The sequence below is a fragment of the Xanthobacter sp. NM-59 genome (genome assembly GCF_021401125.1).
In the GTDB taxonomy this organism is placed as follows: Bacteria; Pseudomonadota; Alphaproteobacteria; order Rhizobiales; family Xanthobacteraceae; genus Xanthobacter.
Genome location: NZ_JACBFQ010000002.1, coordinates 82,929 through 104,053 on the forward strand (window position 1 = coordinate 82,929; position 21,125 = coordinate 104,053).

Consider the following 21,125-nt stretch of genomic DNA (forward strand, 5'->3'; position numbering starts at 1 on the left):
CCCCCGCCCCGGCCGCCTGCTAGAAGCCCAGCTTCGGATTTGCTTCACACGGCCCGAGGATGACCCACGCCGACAAGGCTCCATTTTGGTGGGGCGGCACGCCATTGCCGAGCGCCACGCCGCAGCGCGCCATTCCGCCGAGCGCGCCCGCAGCGCGTGTTCGCGATGCGCGAATTATCGGCCCGGTCCCCCGCCGGCGCGGCTGACGCGCGCGGGGGCAGCCGGGACCTTTCGCCGTGTTCGCCCCATCGGCCGCCCTGCGGCCCTTTTTTCCGAGCTTTTCCATGACCGACAAGACGTCTTCCGAGCCCGCCGCGCCGGATTATTCCAAGACCCTGCTGCTGCCGGAAACCCAGTTCCCCATGCGCGGCGGCCTGCCCAAGAAGGAGCCGGAGCTGCTGGAGCGCTGGAAGCGCCTCGACCTCTACTCCCGCCTGCGTGAGGTGGGCCGAGGCCGGCCGCGCTTCGTGCTCCATGACGGCCCGCCTTACGCCAACGGCAACATCCATATCGGCCATGCGCTCAACAAGATCCTCAAGGACGTGGTGACGCGCTCCCAGCAGATGCTGGGCCACGATTCCAACTATGTGCCCGGCTGGGACTGCCACGGCCTGCCCATCGAGTGGAAGATCGAGGAAGAGAACTACCGCAAGAAGGGCAAGGCCAAGCCCGACTTCTCGGACGCCGAGGCCATGGTGGCCTTCCGCCAGGAATGCCGCGCCTTCGCCCAGCACTGGCTGGACATCCAGCGCGAGGAGTTCAAGCGCCTGGGCGTGGAAGGCGACTGGGACCACCCCTACACCACCATGGCGTTCGCCGCCGAGGCGCAGATCGCCCGCGAGATCATGAAATTCGCGGAAAACGGCCTGCTCTATCGCGGCTCCAAGCCGGTGATGTGGTCAGTGGTGGAAAAGACCGCTCTTGCGGAAGCCGAGGTGGAGTATCACGACTTCACCTCCGACACGGTGTGGGTGAAGTTCCCGGTGGTGTCCGGGGTGAAGGACGACCTGGGTGGCGCCTGTGTGGTCATCTGGACCACCACCCCCTGGACCATGCCCGGCAACCGCGCCATCTCCTTCTCTTCCAAGATCGCCTATGGCCTTTACGAGGTCACCGACGCCCCGGCCGACAACTGGGCCAAGGCCGGCGACCGGCTGATCCTGTCCGACAATCTCGCGACCGACGTCTTCAAGCAGGCCCGTGTCACCGCCTTCGCGCGGGTGCGGGACGTGACGGCGGCAGAGCTGGGGTCCCTCAGGTGCGCCCACCCGCTGGCGAAGCTCTTTCCCGACACCGTTGCGTCGGCTCACGGCTACAGCTTTGCGGTTCCGCTCCTGGACGGCGACCACGTGACCGACGACGCCGGCACGGGCTTCGTCCACACCGCCCCCGGCCATGGCCGCGAAGACTTCGAGATCTGGACCCAGCACCGTCGCTGGCTGGAGGAGCGCGGTATCGGCTCCGCCATCCCCTACACGGTGGACGGCGACGGCTTCTACACCGCCCAGGCCCCTGGCTTCGAGGGCAAGCGCGTCATCACCGACAAGGGCGAGAAGGGTGACGCCAACCAGGCGGTCATCGACGCTCTCGTCGCCGCCGGCAACCTCTTGGCGCGCGGGCGGGTAAAGCACCAGTATCCCCACTCCTGGCGCTCCAAGAAGCCGGTCATCTTCCGCAACACGCCGCAATGGTTCATCGCCATGGACCAGGATATCCGCAATGGCGACGGCAGGGCGGCGAACCGCCCTGCCACCCTCAACGGCAACGTGCCCGACACCCTGCGCGAGCGCGCGCTGGCGGGCATCAAGACCGTGGAATGGGTGCCGGCGGCGGGCGAGAACCGCATCACCGGCATGATCGCCAACCGGCCGGACTGGGTGGTCTCGCGCCAGCGCGCCTGGGGCGTGCCCATCGCCGTGTTCGTGAAAGAAAACGCCTACGGCGAGGCGGAAATCCTGCGGGATCCGGAAGTGAACGCCCGCATCGCCACCGCCTTCGAGGAAGAAGGGGCCGACGCCTGGTTCAAGGAAGGCGCCCGCGAACGCTTCCTCGGAGAGCTCGCCGCTGAGCCCTGGGTCAAGGTGAACGACGTCCTCGACGTGTGGTTCGATTCCGGCTCCACCCACACCTTCACCTTGGAGGTGCGCCCCGATTTGAAGGCGGTCCGCGCGCCCGAGGGCAAGGACAAGGTGATGTATCTGGAAGGCTCGGACCAGCATCGCGGCTGGTTCCACTCCTCCCTGCTGGAGAGCTGCGGCACCCGCGGCCGCCCGCCTTATGATGCCGTGCTCACCCACGGCTTCGTGCTGGACGAGGACGGGCGCAAGATGTCCAAGTCGCTGGGCAACGTCACCTCGCCGCAGGACGTCATCAAGGCATCCGGCGCCGACATCCTGCGCCTGTGGGTGTGCGCCTCCGATTATTCGGACGATCTGCGCATCGGCCCGGAGATCCTGAAGACCACCTCCGACACCTATCGCAAGCTGCGCAACACCATCCGCTGGCTTTTGGGCTCGCTGCACCATTACCGGCCGGAAGAGCGGGTGGCCTTCGCCGACATGCCGTCGCTGGAGCGCTTCATTCTCAACCGGTTGAGCGAGCTCGACGGGGAGATCCGCGCCGCCTATCGCGCCTTCGACTATAAGAAGGTGCACGCGCTGCTGACCTCCTTCATGAACATCGAGCTGTCGGCCTTCTATTTCGACGTGCGCAAGGACGCGCTTTATTGCGACCCCCTCTCCTCCCTCACCCGCAAGGCCTGCCTGACGGTGCTGGACGAGACCTTCAACCGGGTGGTCGCCTGGCTCGCGCCCATCATGCCCTTCACCACGGAAGAGGCCTATCTCGCCCGCACCGGGGACGAGGAAGGCTCCCTGCACCTCACCACCTTCCCCGAAACGCCCGAGAGCTGGCGTGATCCGGCCCTTGCGGAACAGTGGCGCAAGGTGCGGCAGGTGCGGCGCGTGGTGCTCGGCGCGCTGGAGGTGGAGCGGGCGCAGAAGCGGATGGGCTCCTCGCTGGAGGCCGCGCCTGTCGTCCATGTCACCGATGCCGCCCTGGCCGATGCCTTCGAGGGGCTCGACCTTGCCGAGATCTGCATCACCAGCGCCGCCAGCCTGGTGCGCGGCGATGGCCCGGCGGATGCCTTCCGCCTGCCCGACGTGCCCGGTGTCGCCGTGGTGCCCGCCCGGGCGGAGGGCCGCAAGTGCGCCCGGTCCTGGAAGATCTCGCCGCAGGTGGGCACCGATCCTGAGTTCCCGGACGTGACGCCGCGCGACGCGGCCGCGCTGCGGGAATTCTACGCCGCGGCGAAATGAGCAGGGGAGAGGCGCGATGACCCGAGTCCGCCTGGGGCTTCTCACCGCCCTTCTGGTGCTGGTGGCCGATCAGGTCACCAAGACCTGGGCCATCGCCTTCATGGCGACTCAGGGGCCGGGTCTGGTCCCGGTCGCGCCTTTCCTCGATCTCGTCGCCCTGTGGAATGCCGGCATCAGCTATGGCCTGTTTCCCCAGGGGGAGACGGGCCGCTGGGTTCTGGTGGGCATCAAGGTGGTGGCGGCGCTGGCCTTCACCGTGTGGCTCACCCGCTCCCACCGGCTGGTTGAAAGCGTGGGGCTCGGCCTGCTCATCGGCGGCGCGCTGGGCAATGCGGTGGACCGGGTGGTGTATGGCGCGGTGTTCGATTTCATTTCGCTCCACGCCTTCGGTTACCGCTGGTACGTGTTCAACGTGGCCGATATTGCGGTGGTTGGCGGTGTCGGCCTGCTGCTTTATGATGCCTTTTTCGGGCGTGCCTCAAAAACGCCGCCCTCTCCGACACCTATGTCATCCAAACCTGAAGCAGAGCGCGAGCCTTAAGGGGAGCACCATGCGCGTGAGCCCAATGACCCGGCCCGATGCAGCGACGCAGGCGAGGCCTATGCACCGTTTGACGACCGCCCCCAAGGCCCTGAAGCCCATTCTTGGCGCCTGCGCGCTGAGCCTGATGCTGGCCGGCGCCTTCGCCCGGCCCGCCGCGGCACAGGACCAGTTCAATTCCAATCCTCTCGACAGCATGATGGAGCTGTTCGGCCTGAAGGACGAGGCGCCCAAGCCCGAGATCGATTATCGCGAGCGCGCGCCTTTGGTGGTGCCGCCCGTCACCGCGACCGAGGCCCTGCCTTCGCCCGAAAGCGCCGCGCACCAGCAGAATCCCAACTGGCCCAAGGATCCGGACATTGCGCGCCGCCAGCGCGAGGCGGCCGCGGCCAATGCACCCGTGGTCCGCGACGATCCCGGCCGCCCGCTGCTGCCGTCGGAGCTGAACAAGGGCCGCAAAAAAATTCTCGGCGTCATCCCCACCGAGCCCGTCGCCACCGGCACCACGCGCGATGAGCTGATGCCGAGCGAGCTGGGCTCCAAGGGCTGGCTGCCCTCGCTGACCGGTGAGAAGGACAAGCCCATGGTCTTCACCGGCGAGCCGGAGCGCGAGACCCTGCTCCAGCCCCCGGCGGGCTACCAGACCCCTGCCCCCAACGCGCCCTATGGCGTGGTGGAAAAGAAGCAGGAGCCCTGGAAGGTGCCCAACCTTTTCGACCGGACGAACTGAGTGCGTTCCCCGCCCCCGCTGGCACCCCAGCGGGGGCGTTTCGTTTCTCCTAAAGGTCCTTGCCTTGGCCGGCGTCCGGCGCCGAACAGGCGCTCAAGCCGATCATCGCCGCGCGCGGCGCCCGAGGCCGCCCATGGCCCCGTCACCGCGCGGATCACTCCGCCCGCGAGGTCCGGTGTCTGGCGCCCCGTCGCCTTTTGGCCGACATCGCTCTCCTACTCGCGGCGTGGAATCGCTCAATTCGCGGCGCCGCCTCTGGCCTTCGTCGGCAAAGATCCTATCTTTCAAGAAACGTGCGTGCCGTCCGGCGCGTGCATTGCCGGAAGATCCGCCACGTGAAGATGAGCCGTTTTGCCATGGTTGCCATCCTCGCCGCGAGCGCCGCTGCGCTCGCCCCGCGCGCCGCGTCGGCCGCGGGACCCGATATTTCCCAGTTCACCCTCGATAACGGCCTTCAGGTCATGGTCATCCCCGATCACCGCACGCCGGTGGTCACCCACATGGTGTGGTACAAGGTGGGATCGGCCGATGAGCAGCCCGGAAAGTCGGGCATCGCCCATTTCCTCGAACACCTGATGTTCAAGGGCACCGAGGCCCATCCCCAGGGCGAGTTCTCGGCCGAGGTCGCGCGCCTGGGCGGACAGGAGAACGCCTTCACCTCCCAGGACTACACCTCCTATTTCCAGCGCGTGGCCAAGGAGCACCTGGAAAAGGTGATGGGCTTCGAGGCTGACCGCATGACCGGCCTCAAGCTGTCCGATGAAGTGGTGCTGCCCGAGCGCGACGTGGTGCTGGAAGAGCGCCGCATGCGCACCGACAACGAGCCTGGCGCGCGGCTGGGCGAGATCATGCAGGCCACCACTTACGTCAACCACCCCTATCAGCATCCGATCATCGGCTGGGAGCACGAGATCAAGCAGCTGAACCGGGAAGACGCGCTCGCCTTCTATCGCCGCTATTACGCGCCCAACAACGCGCTGCTGGTGGTCGCCGGCGACGTGACCCCCGACGAGGTGCGCGCCCTGGCCGAGAAGACCTATGGCAAGGTGGCGCGCGCCGACACCCCGCCCCGCAACCGCCCGCAGGAACCGGAGCCGCAGGCCCACCGCCGGGTTTCCCTTGCCGATGCCCGGGTGGCGCAGCCGAGCGTGCAGCGCTCCTATCTGGTGCCCTCCGACCGCACCGCCGCCCCGCGCGAGGCGGAGGCGCTGGAAGTGCTTTCCCAGATCCTCGGCGGCGGCCAGACCGGCCGGCTCTATCGCCAGCTGGTGGCCGAAAAGGGCCTCGCGGCGGGTGCCGGCTCCTGGTACCAGGGCACGGCTTACGACGCCACGCGCTTCGTGGTCTATGCGAGCCCGCGCCCCGATGTGAGCCTGGACGACCTTGAGGCGGCCCTCGACGCCATCGTGGCCGAGGTGGCGGACAAGGGGGTGGACGAATTGGAGCTGCAGCGGGCCAAGACCCGGCTGACGGCCGACATGATCTACGCCCAGGACAACCAGGCGACGCTGGCCCGCATCTATGGGGCGGCCTGGGCCACCGGCACCAGCGCCGAGGACGTGCGCTCCTGGCCCGAGCGGGTGAAGGCGGTGAGCGCCGCCGACGTGCAGGCCGCCGCCAAGCGCTACCTCACCGCCGACCGCGCGGTGACCGGCTACCTGAAGACGGCGCCGGCCGCCGCCAAGAAGGACGATCGCTCGTGAGGGCGTGGTCCCCCGCTTCCGCCGGGCGATCCTTCGGGATCGCCGGCTGGTTCTTTTTCGTGATGGTGACGATGGCTCTCTCCCTCATTTCCAACACCGAGGCCCAGGCCCAGCAATCGAGCCGCATCACCGAGGTGACGAGCCCCGGCGGCATCAAGGCCTGGCTGGTGCATGACACCACGCTGCCCCTCATCGCCATGGAATTCGCCTTCCTCGGCGGTGCCGCCCAGGACGGGCCGACCAAAGCGGGGCTGGCGCATCTCACCGCCTCCGTGCTCGACGAAGGCGCCGGCGATCTCGACGCCCAGGCCTTCCAGCAGAAGCTGGCCGACCACGCCGTGGAGCTGCATTTCGACGCCGGGCGTGACGAGATGCGCGGTTCGCTGCGCACCCTGTCGGAAAATCGCGACGTGGCGTTCGACCTGCTGCGCCTCTCCGTCAACGCGCCGCGTTTCGACAACGAGGCGGTGGAGCGCATCCGCGCCGCCATCATGGCGGGCCTGCGTCGCCGTTCCACCGAGCCCAATTCCATCGCCGGCGAGCGCTGGTATGCCCTCGCCTTCCCCGATCATCCCTATGGCCGCCCGGTGGACGGCACGCTGAAGAGCGTGCCCGAGCTAACGCGGGAGGACATTGTCGGCTTCGCCAAGCGCACCCTGGCGCGCTCCAACCTGCGGGTGGCGGTGGTGGGCGATATCACCCCCGAGGAGCTGGGCCAACGGCTCGACGCAGTGTTCGGCAGCCTGCCCGAAAAGGCGGAGCTGACGCCGGTTGAGAACGTGACGCCCCAGCATATCGGCACGGTGGACGTCATCCCCCTGGATGTGCCCCAGTCGGTGGTGGTGATGGGCACGGTGGGCCTGGAGCGGCGTGATCCCGACTTCATGGCCGCCTACGTGCTCAACCACATCCTGGGCGGCAGCGCCTTCTCCTCCCGCCTGTTCAAGGAGGTGCGAGAGGCGCGCGGGCTCGCTTACTCGGTCTATTCCTATCAGGTGGCCCTCGCCCATGTGGGGCTGTGGTTCGCCGGCACCGCCACCAAGAACGAGCGGGCGGCGGAATCCATCTCGCTCATCACCTCCGAGTTCCAGCGCATCCTCGATGACGGCCCCACGCCGGAGGAGCTGAAGGAGGCGAAGAGCTATCTCACCGGCAGCTATGCGCTGCGGTTCGACACCTCGTCCAAGGTGGCGGGGCAGCTGCTGCAGATCCAGCTCGACGCGCTTGGCATCGATTACATCGATCGCCGCAACGCGCTGGTGGAAGCGGTGACGCTGGACGACATCAAGCGCGTGGCCGCGCGCCTCGCCACCGCGCGCAAGGCGCTGGTGGTGGTGGTGGGCAAGCCGGTGGGCCTGTCCGGCGGCTGATCTTGATGCACCGGAAGGCAACGGGCGCGCGGCGCCCGTTCACCATGTTTCCGGCTTTTGGTCACCAAACCGTAAATGGGGGGCCTTCGCACGGTGCGTTCATCGTACCGTTTGGTATAACCACGCCATATGGATAAGCCTATGGAGATGAGCGACATGGGACGCCAACTGGCAAGCGACACGGCCCCTGCGCCGGCAGGAACCTCCGCACGCGGCCTCGTCGGCTTGGCCCTGGCGCTGGCCCTGGCCGGATGCGCCTCGGGCGAGAACCTCGACGGCAGCTTCGGCGCCCAGGATACGGGCGTCGCCACGGGTAATGCGGCGGGCGTGAACAGCGCCGCCACGCCGGCCCTCACAGTGGGCACCGGCGCCAATGCCGTCACCTATGCCTGCCCGAGCGTGACCGTGCGCACCGGGGCCGGCACCTGGCAGGTCACGGAAGGTGGCGCGCTGCGCTACCAGGGCAATGTGGGCCAGCTGGCCCGCGAATGCGCCATCGCCGGGCAGACCATGACCGTGAAGGTCGGCATCGAAGGCCGCGTGCTGCTGGGCGAGAAGGGCACGCCGGGCACCGTGCGCGTGCCGATCCGCGTCGCCGTGGTGGAGGAAGGTCCCAACCCCAAGACCGTCACCACCAAGTTCTTCACGGTGCCGGTTGAAATTCCCGCCGGCCAGCAGCAGTCCGCCTTCACCGTGATCGAGGACCAGCTCAGCTTCCCGCTGCCCAAGCCCGACGAGGTCGAGCGCTACGTGGTCTATGTGGGCTACGATCCGCAGGGCGAAAAGCCGAAGCCCGCCGCCTCCTCCAGGCCGCGCAAGCCCAAGCCGAAGCCCGCCGCCGAGACGGCCGCGCCGGCCGCGCCGGCCGCTCCGGCCGCGGCCGCGCCCAAGCAGGATCCGGGCGCGCCCAGCAGCGACGTGTTCGGGCCGCCGCCCTCCGGCCCCTCCAGCAGCGGGTCGAGCCATAGCGGAAGCAGCAGCGGCTCCAGCAGTGGCGGCTTTGCCCCGCCGCCCTCCTCGGGTGGCTTCGAGCCCCCGCCGAACTGATGACGCGGGGCGAAAGCCCTCCGCATCGCTGCGACCAAGGTCGGCGTCCGCCCCCGGTTGACGCCGCCACGGTTTTTCTTATTGTGCGATTGACGTTGTCTATGAAGCGGAATCGGAGCCTTGGTTTCCGCCGCTTCTGGCATCGTCTCGGATGATCCCTGCGGGAGAGACCGGCTGCGCGCGACGAGCGGGCAGAACCGGCGCCGAAGGCGCAACCGCCCCGGAACCGCTCAGGCCAAAGGACCGCAGGGGGACGACGCTCTGGAAAGCAGCCGCGGCACGCGCCGGCGGCTCACCGAAGGAGTAAGCCGCGCCAGTCCAAACGGCGCGGTGAAATCTCTCAGGTTCCGCAGACAGAGGGGGCGCCCGAAGGACTCAAGGTTTCCGAACCCGGTCCCCCAACCTGGCGCTATCCCCCCGGAGCTGCGATGACGCACGCCGTCGACCCTCTCCTCAAGACCCTGTTGCACACCACCCCTTTGTTCGCCGCCCATGTGGCGCTCGGGGCGCGCATCGTGCCGTTCGCCGGCTATGAGATGCCTGTCCAATATCCTGAAGGTATCCTGGCCGAGCACGCCTGGACCCGCGCTCATGCGGGCCTGTTCGACGTCTCCCACATGGGACAGGCGATCCTGGAAGGGCCGGACCACGCAACCTGCGCCCGGGCCCTCGAAGCCTTGGTGCCGGCGGACATCTCGAACCTGGCGCCCGGCCGCCAGCGCTATTCCCAGCTCCTTGACGCGAGCGGCGGTATCCTCGATGACCTGATGGTCACCCGCCCGGCTGACCCGAAGGAGGATGGCCGCCTGCTGCTGGTGGTGAACGCCGCCTGCAAGGCCGCCGATTTCGAGCACATCTCCGCCCATCTGCCAGCCAATGTGCGCCTGGCCCCCCTGCTCGACCGCGCCTTGATTGCCCTTCAGGGCCCCGAGGCGGCGGCCGCCATGGCGCGCCATTCCCCGGAGGCCCTGGCGCTCGACTTCATGGCGGCCGGCCCCGCCAGCTTCGACGGCATTCCCGTCCACGTCTCCCGCTCTGGCTATACGGGCGAGGACGGCTTCGAGATCTCGCTTCGCGCCGCCGATGCCGAGAAGGTGTGGAGCGCGCTGACGGCCGAGCCGGAAGTGAAGCCCATCGGCCTCGGCGCGCGCGACAGCCTGCGCCTGGAAGCCGGGCTCAGCCTTTACGGCCACGAGATCGATCCCACCACCTCGCCGGTGGAAGGGGGCCTTTCCTGGTCCATCCAGAAGCGGCGGCGCGCCGAGGGCGGCTTTCCCGGCGCCGCGCGCATCCAGCGCGAGCTTGCGGAGGGCCCCGCGCGCCTGCGCGTTGGGCTAAGGCTGGATGGGCGCGCCCCGGCCCGCGAGGGCGCCGAAATCCTCCATGACGGCGTCCAGGTGGGCGTGGTGACCTCCGGCGGCTTCGCGCCGACGCTGGGGACGCCCATCGCCATGGGTTATGTGCCACCGGCGCTCGCCGCGCCGGGCACGAAGCTCGAGCTTCTGGTGCGCGGCAAGCCGCTGGCCGCCACCGTCACCCCCCTTCCCTTCGTGCCGACGCGCTATGCGCGCAAATCGTCGAAAGAGGCCTGAAGCATGACCATCGTGCGCTACAGCAAGGACCACGAATATGTGCACGTCGACGGCGACGTGGCCGTGGTCGGCATCACCTCTTATGCCCAGGGCCAGCTCGGCGACATCGTGTTCGTGGAGCTGCCCGAGCTCGGCAAGGTGGTGGAGCAGGGCAAGGAAGTGGCCGTGGTGGAGAGCGTGAAGGCCGCCAGCGAGGTCTATGCCCCCGTCTCCGGCGAGGTGATCGAGGTGAATGCGGAGCTGGAAGGCAATCCCGGCCTCGTGAACCAGCAGCCCGAAGTGGACGGCTGGTTCCTGAAGCTGAAGATCTCCAACCCCGCCGAGCTGGACGGCCTGATGGACGAAGGCGCCTACCAGGCCCTCGTCGAGAGCCTCGGCTGAGGCCATGGCCGGCGACTTTCGCGCCACCATCCGCTGGAGCCGGGAGGCCGAGGTGTTCACCGACGGCCTCTATTCCCGGGCCCATCTGTGGGTCTTCGACGGGTTGGAGGTGCCCGGCTCGTCGGCCCCCTCCTCCGTGCGCCTGCCTTATTCCCGCGCGGATGCGGTGGACCCGGAGGAAGCCCTGGTGGCGGCCACCTCCAGCTGCCACATGCTGTTCGCCCTGGATTTCGCCCGCCGGGCCGGCTTCCGGGTGGACAGCTATGAGGACGCCGCCCAGGGCGTGATGAGCCCCAATGATGCGGGCAAATTCTACCTCTCCCGCATCACCCTGTCGCCCATGATGGTGTTCTCCGGCGACAGGCGGCCCACCGACGCGGACGTGGCCGCCATTCATCATCAGGCGCACGCGGAATGCTACGTGGCGAACTCCCTGCGCGCCGAGATCATCATCGATTTTCGCTATCTGACGGTGTGAGACCTTCTCATGCGTTACCTTCCCTTGACCGCCGAGGACCGCGCCGAGATGCTGGCGCGCGTCGGCGTGCCCTCCATCGACGCTCTGTTCGCGGACATTCCGGCGGACAAGCGCACCGCCGCGCTGCCGGACCTTCCTCCCGCCCAGGGAGAGATGGAGGTGGAGCGCGCTTTGTCCCGCCTCTCCGCCCGCAACGTGGTGGCGGGCGCGGTGCCCTTCTTCCTGGGCGCGGGGGCCTATCGGCATCATGTGCCGGCGACCGTGGATCACCTGATCCAGCGCTCGGAATTCCTCACCTCCTACACGCCCTACCAGCCCGAAATCGCCCAGGGCACGCTGCAATATCTGTTCGAGTTCCAGACCCAGGTGGCGGAGCTCACCGGCATGGAGGTGGCCAACGCCTCCATGTATGACGGCTCCACCGCCGCCGCCGAGGCGGTGCTGATGGCCCACCGCATCACCAAGCGGCGCAAGGCGGTGCTGGCGGGCAACCTCCACCCCCATTACCGCGCCACCATCGAGACCATCTCCCATTATGCGGACGATGCGGTGGAAGCCTTGCCGCCCAGCCCGGAAGGCGGGGAGGACCTGATTTCCGCCATCGATGGAGCGACCTCCTGCGTGGTGGTGCAGAGCCCCGACGTGTTCGGCAATCTGGTGGACCTGAAGCCCATCGCGGAGGCCGCCCACGCGGTCGGCGCGCTGCTGGTGGCCGTGTTCACCGAGACGGTGTCGCTCGGCCTTGTGGAACCGCCGGGGGCGCAGGGCGCCGACATCGTGGTGGGCGAGGGCCAGTCCTTGGGCAATGCGCTGAATTTCGGCGGGCCCTATGTGGGCCTGTTCGCCACCCGGCAGAAATATGTGCGCCAGATGCCCGGCCGCCTTGCCGGCGAAACCGTGGACGCGGAAGGCCGGCGCGGCTTTGTGCTGACCCTCTCCACCCGCGAGCAGCACATCCGCCGCGAGAAGGCGACCTCCAACATCTGCACCAATTCGGGCCTGTGCGCGCTCGCCTTCACCATCCACCTGACGCTGCTGGGCCAGCAGGGCTTCACCCGCCTCGCCACCCTCAACCACGAGGCCGCCTGTGATCTGGCGGACCGGCTTCAGGCTGTGAAGGGGGTGAGTGTGCTCAACGCCACCTTCTTCAACGAATTCACCGTGCGCCTGCCAGTGCCCGCCGCCGAGGTGGTGGAGAAGCTGGCGGCCCGCGGCATCCTGGCCGGCGTGCCCTATTCGCGCCTCGCGCCCGGCGCGGGGCTCAATGACCTGCTGCTGGTGGCCGCCACCGAGGTGACCACGCCCGAGGACCGCGCCGCTTATGCCGCCGCCCTCGCAGAGGCGCTGGCGTGACCCGCGCCCGCCGCACATCCCCCTTTCGGAGCTGAGCCATGAATCGCGAAGGCCGCGGCGCCACCGCCCCCGTCACCCCCCTCACCCCTGCACCGGAAACCTTCACCGGCAACCGGGCGCTGGATCTGGAAGAGGGCCTCATCTTCGAGGTCGGCCGCCCGGAAGTCTCCGGCGTGGACCTGCCCGAGCCCAAGGGCACCGCCCACCGCCTCGGCGGGCTGAAACGGGCGGCGGCGCCCGAGCTGCCCGGCCTCTCCGAGCCGGAGGCCATGCGCCATTATGTGCGCCTGTCCCGCATGAATTACGGCATCGACAGCGGGCTGTTTCCGCTGGGCTCGTGCACCATGAAGCACAATCCGCGTCTCAACGAGAAGATGGCGCGCCTTGAGGGCTTCGCGGACGTGCATCCGCTGCAGCCCCTCTCCACCGTCCAGGGGGCGCTGGAGCTGATGGGCGAGCTGTCGCGCTATCTGCTGGCGCTCACGGGCATGGCGGCGGTGGCGCTGCCGCCCAAGGCCGGCGCCCATGGCGAGCTCACTGGCATGATGGCCATCAAGGCCGCCCATCTCGCGAAAGGCTCGACCCGCCACATCGTGCTGGTGCCCGAAAGCGCCCACGGCACCAACCCGGCCACCGCCGCCCTCATCGGCTATCAGGTGAAGGCCATTCCGGCGCGCCCGGACGGCACGGTGGATGCGCAGACCGTGCGCGACGCGCTGACCCCCGAGGTGGCGGCGCTGATGCTCACCAATCCCAACACCTGCGGCCTGTTCGAGCGCGATATCGTGGAGATCGCCGCCGCGGTGCACGAGGCGGGCGCCTATTTCTACTGTGATGGCGCCAATTTCAACGCCATCCTGGGCAAGGTGAGGGTGGCCGATCTCGGCGTCGACGCCATGCACATCAACCTGCACAAGACCTTCTCCACGCCCCATGGCGGCGGCGGTCCTGGCGCCGGTCCGGTGGTGCTCTCGCCGGCTCTCGCCCCTTTCGCCCCGGTTCCGGCGCTGGTGGCGCGGGACGGCACCCTCACCCTGGTCGAAGAGAAGGGCGCGGCGGGGGCCGAACAGGCGCTGGGGCGCATGAGCGCGTTCCACGGCCAGATGGGCATGTTCGTGCGGGCTCTCGCCTGGATGCTGTCCCATGGCGCCGACGGCATGCGCCAGGCCTCCGAAGACGCGGTGCTCTCCGCCAATTATGTGCGCGCGAGCCTCATGGACCTGATGACCGCCCCGTTCGCGGAGCGGCCGGCCATGCATGAGGCCCTGTTCGACGATACGTGGCTCGCCGGCACGGGCATCAGCACCCTGGACGTGGCCAAGGCCCTGATTGACGAGGGCTACCACCCCATGACGGTCTATTTTCCGCTGGTGGTGCACGGGGCCATGCTCATCGAGCCCACGGAGAGCGAATCGAAAGCCTCCCTCGATTTGTTCATCGGCGCCTTGCGGGACCTCGCCATGGCGGCGAAGGCGGGGGACAAGGAGCGCTTCCTGGGCGCCCCCCATTACGCGCCGCGCCGCCGCCTGGACGAAACCCGCGCGGCCCGCACCCCGGTGCTGCGCTGGGTGAAGCCCGCGCCACTGTCCGAAGCGGCGGAATGAACGGCAGCGGGGAGTGGCGCCGCGGCCATGTGACCGCCTGCCATCCTCCGCGCCGACGCGGACGGAAGGTCGCGCGCCTTCCGCTCAGCGTGAGCGTCATCGAGCGAAATGGAAACCTGCTCGCTCGAAAATGACGTCAAGATTCGGCACGGGGGTCTTCTGCCTCGGTCCGCGCCCCCCTGAAGGATGGGCCCCGCCCTCCCGAAAGCCGCAGCTTCCCCGCTTTACGGGGAAAGGGATCGGCCATGGCCGATCGGCCCCGCCGGCCACCACGTCCCCACACGACAGGCCGGACCGGCGCCGCGGACCGCACGCCACGCCGCTTAAAAGCGACTTCCCGAACCTGCGGCCCGAGGCACCCCGCCGATCAGCAACAGAAAAGGCCGGTGAGCGATGCTCATCGGCCCTCCTGGCATTTCCAAATCATTGAACCGGCGCAACTCCCCCGCTTCGCCGCGGCGCGGTGGTTCGCGGCGGCGTTCAACGGCGGGAGCGCGCTTTCAGCGCTGCGGGCTGGTGGTCACCCCCGCTTGGTGGTTACCCCCGCTTGGTGGTCATGGCGATGATTCGCTTCGCCACGAACAGAGAAGCGGGAATAGCGAGCAGCGCACCGACCGCGGCGGCAATGGGAATCGCGCGCATGTCCGTCTGCGCCGGGCTCGGCACGGCAAGCACGAGAATGACCAGGCTGCCGGCGAAAGCGACGGACAGGATCACCCAGATGAGACTCGCAATCTTCAGCATGGCACCACCTCGTTTTTAGAGGCCCTCAATATATTGCCAAAAGAGCATGGTTTCTTGACCTTGATCAATAAGGGGGCACCCCTGCGTCACCTCGCCCTATGGGCTTATGCCCGCTGGGGCACTCCCTTGCGTGAGGGGGCGCATGGACGATCGGAGTGGATATGACCGCCTTCTGGGACCAGCGATACGCGCGTGAGGACTATCTCTTCGGCGTTGCGCCCAATGCCTTTTTGGCGCGCCAGGCCCCGCGCCTGAAGGCGGGATGGCATGCCCTCGCCATCGCCGATGGAGAGGGCCGCAACGGCGTGTGGCTGGCTGAGCAGGGGCTCAGCGTGCATTCTGTGGATTCTTCCGCCGTGGCCCAGGACAAGGCCCGCCGCCTCGCCGCTGAGCGGGGCGTGGAGCTGCAGCTGGAGCTGGTGGACCTTTCCAGTTGGGCCTGGCCCCTCGCCGCTTATGACGTGGTGGTGGGCATCTTCATCCAGTTCCTTCCGCCCGAGCAGCGCGACCAGATGTTCGAGCATGTGCGCAAGGCGCTGAAGCCCGGCGGCATGGTGCTTTTGGAGGGCTACCGGCCCAAGCAGGTGGAATACCGCACGGGCGGCCCCTCCACCCCCGAGAATCTCTACACGGAAGAGCTGCTGCGCGCGGCTTTCGCCGGATTCGAGATCTTCGAGCTTTCAAGCTATGACGCGGAGATCGCGGAAGGCAGCGCCCATTGCGGCATGTCGGCGCTGATCGATCTGGTGGCGGTGAAGCCCGGCGCCTGATGCCGGCCTGTCGGCCCCGGAGCCAAAGGCCCTCTTCCGCGAAGAGGGCCTTTTTCATCACACCGGCGGGGCGAACTTGAAGGCCATGCCGATGCGGTTCCACGCATTGATGCCGGCAATGGTCACCGTGAGATAGAGCGCCTCGCTCTCCGAAAACTCCTCCCGCAGGCGCGCCCAGGCCTCGTCCGAGGCCGGCTCGCCGTCCAGCAGAGTGAGGGCTTCGGCAAAGTCGAGCGCGGCCTTTTCCCGTGCCGAGAACAGCTCGGCATCGCGCCAGGCGGCCAGAAGGTCCAGCTTGGCTTCCGACACGCCGGCCTTGCGCGCCACGCCCAGATGGAATTTCAGGCAGAAGGCGCAGCCATTGAGCTGGGAGGCGCGCAGCTTCACCAGCTCGGTCAGCCCCTTGTCGAGCCCGGCGGCATCCACCGCCTTGGTGAGGGCGCCAAGGCCGGCATAGACGTCCGGCGCCTTGGCGGTGAAATCCTTGTAGGTGGGGCGGGAAAGGGGATTGGCCACGACTGGTCCTCACACTGCGGACGGGATAATATCAAAGCTCGAATATTATATCAGAGCTTTGATATGGGTGACAATCCATCTCCGCCGGCCGCCGGCGAGGGCAAGCGTGGCACCGAGGGCCACCTGGGCTACCTGTTGCGGCAGGCCGCCACGGCCTATCGACAGCGCATGGAAAAGGCGCTGGCAGACCTGGGCGTGACCGCCCCGCAATTCACCCTGCTGACCATGCTGAACGCCTATCCCGGCCTCTCGGGCGCGGACCTTGCCCGCATCGCGCTGGTGACACCCCAGACGGTGAGCGTGATCCTGGCGAATCTCGAACGCGCCAACCTCATCCGCCGCACTCCCCACGGCCGGCACGGACGCATCCTGCAAGCCGCGCTCACGCCAGCCGGCCAGCAATTGCTGATTGAGGCACGCGAGCGGGTCCACGCCCTCGATCCCGGTTTGAGGGCGGGTCTCACCCCGCGGGACGAAGCCGTGGTGCGCCAGTGGCTGGCGACGGTGGCGCAGATATCCCCGGATGAGGACTTTCAGCTCTTCAGCCGGTAGCCGGTGCGGAACATCCAGCTCACGATGAGCAGGCAGATGGCCAGGAACCCCAGCGTCATGCCGAAGCTCACCTCCACCGCCACGTCGGACAGGCCGAAGAAGCTCCAGCGGAAGCCGGAGATGAGATAGACGACCGGGTTGAACAAGGTCAGCGTGCGCCACACCGGCGGCAGCATGTCCAGCGAATAGAAGGTGCCGCCCAGGAAGGTGAGCGGCGTCACGATCAGCATGGGGATGAGCTGCAGGCGCTCGAACCCGTCGGCCCAGATGCCGATGATGAAGCCGAACAGCGAGAAGGTGACCGCCGTGAGCACCAGGAAGCCCAGCATCCAGAACGGGTGCCGCACCTCCATGGGCACGAACAGCGCCGCCGTGGCGAGGATGATGAGGCCGAGCAGCACCGATTTCGTGGCCGCCGCCCCCACATAGCCGCACACGATCTCGAACGGCGACACCGGCGCCGACAGGACCTCATAAATGGTGCCGGTGAAGCGCGGGAAATAGATGGCGAACGAGGCGTTGGCAATGGACTGCGTGAGCAGGGTCAGCATCATCAGGCCGGGCACGATGAAGGCACCATAGGCCACATGCTCCACCTGCGCCATGCGCGCGCCGATGGCGGAGCCAAACACCACGAAATAAAGGGAAGTGGAGATCACCGGCGACACCACGCTCTGCAGCAGGGTGCGCTTGGTACGCGCCATTTCGAAGCCGTAGATGGCGCGGATGGCTTGCAAATTCACGGGTGCGGCCTCACGAGGCTGACGAAAATATCTTCAAGCGAGCTTTGCGCGGTGCGCAGGTCGTCGAAGCCGATGCCGGCGGCGGCGAGATCGGAGAGCAGCCGGCCGATGGGCGGCTCGTCCTCCGCCCCCTCGGCGCCATAGCTGTAGGTGAGCTTGCGGCCGTCCGCCGAGCGGACAAGGCCATAGGATGCGATCGCTTCAGGCACCTGCTCCAGCGGAGCGGACAGCTCAATGGTGAGCTGCTTCTGCCCCAGCTTGCGCATGAGCGTCGCCTTGTCCTCCACCAGGATGATCTCGCCCCGGTTGATGACACCCACCCGGTCGGCCATCTCCTCGGCCTCCTCGATATAGTGGGTGGTGAGGATGATGGTGGTGCCCTTGTCCTTCAGGGCGCGCACCAGGCGCCACATGTCGCGCCGCAGCTCCACGTCCACGCCGGCGGTGGGCTCGTCGAGGAACAGCACTTCCGGCTCGTGGGAGAGCGCCTTGGCGATGAGCAGGCGCCGCTTCATGCCGCCCGAGAGGGTCATGATCTTGGCGTCGCGCTTCTCCCACAAAGAGAGGCTCTTCAGCACCTGCTCGATGTAAGCGGGGTTCGCCGCCTTGCCGAACAGCCCGCGCGAAAAGCTCACCGAGGCCCATACCGTCTCGAACGAATCGGTGGCCAGCTCCTGCGGCACCAGGCCGATGCGGGAGCGGGCGGCGCGATAATCGTCCACGATGTGATGGCCCGCCACCCGCACCTCGCCGGACGTGGCGTTCACCAGCCCGCAGATGATGGAAATGAGCGTGGTCTTGCCCGCGCCATTGGGCCCGAGCAGAGCGAAGATCTCGCCGGGCGCGATCTCCAGGTTGATGTTCTTCAGCGCGCTGTGACCGGTGGCATAGGTCTTCGACACAGCACGCACACTGACGACGCCGCGCCCCGGCGAGGCGGCCGGAGGAGCGGAGGGCGTTGCGGAAGGCAAGGACGCGGCTTGAAGCATGGCTGGGGCATGACCTGAAGCACGGCACCGCGAGCAGCAGGGCTCACGGCACACGGAACGGGGCGAAATCCGAAGCGCTTTCGAGCGAGCGGGATCTCGGCTCGCGTGAAGAAAACGCATCAACTCAAGGATTTGGAGCATGCCCTTGCTTACGTGAAACACGGGAATGCTCGGAACGGCACGAAACGCGGCGGGGATATGGCTCAGGCCGGTCGCGGCCCTCGCTCTGGCCCCGCCGGCCGGAAGGAAGCCCGCCATGGCCCCCTTGCATGCCTGGGGTTAGATCACGCCCCGCCCTTCGGGAAAAGCCCCCTCAGGGAAAAGCCCCACCGGCAGGAACGGCTCCCCGGCGCCGCCCCGCGGCCGGCCCGAAAGAAATGGCGCGAAGGCACGGCTCAGGAAACGCAAAAAGAAAAAGGCCAGGGCGACGCCCTGACCTTTTGCACCTGCGCCTTCCTCCTCCGACCAAGGCTGGCCGGAGAACGGCTTGCCCGCGGGCCGGCGCCCGATCACACCGGCTGCATGGCCGACAGCCGCCAGGGGCCGCCGGCCTCACGCACGAAGGTCCACAGCTCGGTGCTCTGGCCCGGCCGGTCGCGGTCGCCGGAGAGGAAGCGACCGGTGGCGCGATCCACCACCACGTCCCGGCTCTCATAACGCATGGCCACGGTGGCGTATTCCTGCATGCCCTCGCGCCAGGCTTCGGCAATGTCGCCCTGCAGCAGCTTCACATCCGAAACCTCGTTGCGCACGCCGCGCGCGGCATTGGCCTTCATCTCGTCCGCCATGAAGGCGAACACGTCCGGCGTGGTGCGGGCCTTCAGGACCTCCTCGTCCTCGCGGCCGAACGCGGTCTCGATCTCGCCGAGCAGGCGCTCGAAGGTGTCGAGATCGGCGCCGGTCACGCCGATCTCATCCACCGGCCCGCGCCGGGGCTGAGCCGGTGCAGCAGTGGCGGATGAAGTGTGAGAAGAGCCCATGGCGCCCGGCCAGCCACCGCTGCCGCCCGGCGCCGCGGCGCGGCCATAGGTCCCGGCGGGAACCGGCTGCTGCTGGCGGCGGAAGAAACGGATGGCGAGCATCACCACCAGCGCCAGTAGCGCGCCCTGGAGCAGCAGGCCCAGGAAGCCGGCGAAGCCACCCAGCCCATGGCCCAGCAGCATGCCGATGAGGCCGCCGATCAGCAGGCCGCGCATCAGCCCGCCCGCAAGCCCGGAGCCGAAGAAGGACGAACGCGGCTGCGGCCGGGCGGCGCTGGCCGCCGGATTGGTGCTCGGCGTGGTCGAGCGCTGCAGCGGCGCCGTATTGGGCGCCGTCGTGGTGGGCGGCGGGGCGGAATAGGTGCGCGTGCCACGGCTGCCGGCGGACATTCCGCGCTTGGCCTCCGCCGTATCCGTCACCATCACGCTCAAGGCGGCGATCATCGCCACCACAGCCAGAATCGGCCTCATACCCACGAACAGCCCTCCCTTCGGCCTTGCCAGGTTCCTCGGCATCACGCCGAACGCCCCTCCGGAAAGGACATTTCCGGCGCGCACCTCCACGCCCCGCGCATCATTCCGCAGGGGAATGGCGTTCATATGGGGTGTCCCGGGCAGGATTGCGAGGGGTATGGGTTCTGAACGGGTGGATTTGGTCTATGAAGGGTCACCCGTCGTCCAAAGCGGATCGCCCATGTCGTTCCGGAACCCCATTTTGTCACGGCGCGGCGCCCTGCGCGCTGCCCTCTCGGCCACCACCTGCGCCCTCGGCCCGGCGGCTGCCCTTCGTGCCCTGACCGGCCCCGCCCGCGCGGCGGAGGACAAGGCAGCGCCCCTGGGCGTCACCGTGCGCAACCAGAGCACGGCGCCAAGCTGCAACGGCCCCGAGAATGTGGCCCTGACCCTGGTTTCTCCGCAGGTGCGCCGGTTCCGGGTCGAGGCGCGGCACCCGGCCTATGTGCACACGCTGGTGACCGACCACAGCGTGCCGGCCTATCTCGCCTGCCCGCCCGCCCCCGCCGCGGCGACGGCTTCCAGCCCCAAACCGGCCACCGCGCGCCGGGTCACCCTGCACGAGACACCCGAGCTGACGGTGGTGGGCTATGTCCTGCCCGATGCCGGGCGGCGTGCCGAGGTGCCCTTCCGGGTGGCGGAGGCCGCAACCCCCGGGCTCGACAAGGTGGAACTGTGGCTGAAGCCAGCCGAGCGCGGCGCCACGGTGATCGAGCTGTTCCTGGCGGACGGCTCCTGGCGCCTGCGGCCGCTGCCGCCGCCTCCCTTGGCCACCAGCGCTTTCAGCGCCTCGGTGCTGGTGGGCCCGGTGGCACAGGAGGAACGCCTGCTGGTGAAGCTGAAGGAAGTGGGCTTCGCGCCGCAGGCCCGGGCTTTCACCCTGCATTTCGCCGATGGCGGATCCGCCCGCGTGCATTTGGCGGGGCTCGATACGGAATCCCTCGCCCTTGAGGCGGAATTCAGCGACGGGCTGACGGCGCCGTTCGCGGCCGTGCGCGCCCATTATGCGGTGGAGAGCGAGGCGGACATCACCCGCGTGGCGTGGCGCACCGCCTCCAGCGCCCCATTTGGCGAAGCTCCGGTGATGAGCTTCGACGACGCCTCGGATGTGACCCTGCTGTGGGCCGGCCGGCTGGCCCCGGCCCGTCCGGCGCTCACCGCGCCGGACCTGGTCTTCACTGGCTTTACCGGCGCCTGAGGAC

19 protein-coding genes and 1 riboswitch are annotated in these 21,125 nt (G+C 68.2%); of the genes, 14 read left to right on the forward strand and 5 right to left on the reverse strand.

The genetic code is table 11. The annotated features are described in order from the left end of the window. Positions 1-284: 284 nt before the first annotated feature. The 11 genes from ileS to gcvPB all read left to right on the forward strand — a co-directional run bounded on the left by ileS (position 285) and on the right by gcvPB (position 14,116). Entirely contained in the window at positions 285-3,317 is a 3,033-nt protein-coding gene (ileS, locus tag L0966_RS05760) for an isoleucine--tRNA ligase (RefSeq protein ID WP_234050915.1), read from the forward strand. 16 nt (positions 3,318-3,333) lie between these two features. Next, entirely contained in the window at positions 3,334-3,858 is a 525-nt protein-coding gene (gene lspA, locus L0966_RS05765; protein WP_234050916.1) for a signal peptidase II, read from the forward strand. Between the two features lie 61 nt (positions 3,859-3,919). Then, positions 3,920-4,588 (forward strand): hypothetical protein, encoded by a 669-nt coding sequence (locus L0966_RS05770; RefSeq protein ID WP_234050917.1) that lies wholly within the window; start codon positions 3,920-3,922, stop codon positions 4,586-4,588. A gap of 341 nt (positions 4,589-4,929) precedes the next feature. Further along, on the forward strand, positions 4,930-6,291 hold the full coding sequence (locus L0966_RS05775; RefSeq protein ID WP_234051290.1) for a pitrilysin family protein: 1,362 nt from the start codon (positions 4,930-4,932) through the stop codon (positions 6,289-6,291). Between the two features lie 71 nt (positions 6,292-6,362). Next, on the forward strand, positions 6,363-7,661 hold the full coding sequence (locus tag L0966_RS05780; RefSeq protein WP_234050918.1) for a pitrilysin family protein: 1,299 nt from the start codon (positions 6,363-6,365) through the stop codon (positions 7,659-7,661). Between the two features lie 156 nt (positions 7,662-7,817). Then, positions 7,818-8,708, forward strand: coding sequence for a hypothetical protein (locus tag L0966_RS05785; RefSeq protein WP_234050919.1), 891 nt, complete (start codon positions 7,818-7,820; stop codon positions 8,706-8,708). A gap of 151 nt (positions 8,709-8,859) precedes the next feature. After that, positions 8,860-8,964: riboswitch (glycine riboswitch) on the forward strand. A gap of 172 nt (positions 8,965-9,136) precedes the next feature. After that, entirely contained in the window at positions 9,137-10,300 is a 1,164-nt protein-coding gene (gene gcvT / locus L0966_RS05790; protein WP_234050920.1) for a glycine cleavage system aminomethyltransferase GcvT, read from the forward strand. A gap of 3 nt (positions 10,301-10,303) precedes the next feature. Then, on the forward strand, positions 10,304-10,681 hold the full coding sequence (gene gcvH / locus L0966_RS05795; protein ID WP_234050921.1) for a glycine cleavage system protein GcvH: 378 nt from the start codon (positions 10,304-10,306) through the stop codon (positions 10,679-10,681). 4 nt (positions 10,682-10,685) lie between these two features. Next, a complete protein-coding gene (locus L0966_RS05800) occupies positions 10,686-11,159 on the forward strand; it encodes an OsmC family protein (RefSeq protein ID WP_234050922.1) in 474 nt (157 codons plus the stop codon). A 9-nt stretch (positions 11,160-11,168) separates the two neighbouring features. Continuing rightward, positions 11,169-12,512, forward strand: coding sequence for an aminomethyl-transferring glycine dehydrogenase subunit GcvPA (gene gcvPA, locus L0966_RS05805; RefSeq protein WP_234050923.1), 1,344 nt, complete (start codon positions 11,169-11,171; stop codon positions 12,510-12,512). Between the two features lie 38 nt (positions 12,513-12,550). Further along, positions 12,551-14,116, forward strand: a complete 1,566-nt coding sequence (gene gcvPB, locus L0966_RS05810; RefSeq protein ID WP_234050924.1) for an aminomethyl-transferring glycine dehydrogenase subunit GcvPB — start codon at positions 12,551-12,553, stop codon at positions 14,114-14,116. 537 nt (positions 14,117-14,653) lie between these two features. Here the strand turns inward: gcvPB and L0966_RS05815 are convergent. Continuing rightward, entirely contained in the window at positions 14,654-14,860 is a 207-nt protein-coding gene (locus L0966_RS05815) for a hypothetical protein (protein WP_234050925.1), read from the reverse strand. 161 nt (positions 14,861-15,021) lie between these two features. Between L0966_RS05815 and L0966_RS05820 the strand changes: the two genes are divergently transcribed. After that, entirely contained in the window at positions 15,022-15,630 is a 609-nt protein-coding gene (locus L0966_RS05820; protein WP_234050926.1) for a cyclopropane-fatty-acyl-phospholipid synthase family protein, read from the forward strand. A gap of 57 nt (positions 15,631-15,687) precedes the next feature. Here the strand turns inward: L0966_RS05820 and L0966_RS05825 are convergent, their stop codons facing one another. After that, on the reverse strand, positions 15,688-16,146 hold the full coding sequence (locus L0966_RS05825) for a carboxymuconolactone decarboxylase family protein (protein ID WP_234050927.1): 459 nt from the start codon (positions 16,144-16,146) through the stop codon (positions 15,688-15,690). 63 nt (positions 16,147-16,209) lie between these two features. Between L0966_RS05825 and L0966_RS05830 the strand changes: the two genes are divergently transcribed. Then, the gene (locus tag L0966_RS05830; protein WP_234050928.1) at positions 16,210-16,698 is read left to right on the forward strand and encodes a MarR family winged helix-turn-helix transcriptional regulator; all 489 of its coding nucleotides are present in this window, start codon (positions 16,210-16,212) and stop codon (positions 16,696-16,698) included. On the opposite strand, the gene L0966_RS05835 is transcribed toward L0966_RS05830, so the two are convergent. The 3 genes from L0966_RS05835 to L0966_RS05845 form a co-directional block, all read right to left on the reverse strand. Next, positions 16,680-17,441 carry an ABC transporter permease gene (locus L0966_RS05835; protein ID WP_234050929.1) on the reverse strand — a complete coding sequence of 254 codons (762 nt, stop codon included), beginning with the start codon at positions 17,439-17,441 and terminating at the stop codon, positions 16,680-16,682. The genes L0966_RS05830 and L0966_RS05835 overlap by 19 nt on opposite strands. Then, on the reverse strand, positions 17,438-18,343 hold the full coding sequence (locus L0966_RS05840; protein ID WP_370640662.1) for an ABC transporter ATP-binding protein: 906 nt from the start codon (positions 18,341-18,343) through the stop codon (positions 17,438-17,440). Before L0966_RS05840 ends, L0966_RS05835 begins: the two co-directional genes overlap by 4 nt. A gap of 596 nt (positions 18,344-18,939) precedes the next feature. Beyond that, on the reverse strand, positions 18,940-19,881 hold the full coding sequence (locus L0966_RS05845; RefSeq protein ID WP_234051291.1) for a TIM44-like domain-containing protein: 942 nt from the start codon (positions 19,879-19,881) through the stop codon (positions 18,940-18,942). 223 nt (positions 19,882-20,104) lie between these two features. On the opposite strand from L0966_RS05845, the gene L0966_RS05850 reads away from it, so the two are divergent. Continuing rightward, positions 20,105-21,121 carry a hypothetical protein gene (locus L0966_RS05850; protein ID WP_234050931.1) on the forward strand — a complete coding sequence of 339 codons (1,017 nt, stop codon included), beginning with the start codon at positions 20,105-20,107 and terminating at the stop codon, positions 21,119-21,121. Positions 21,122-21,125 lie beyond the last annotated feature (4 nt).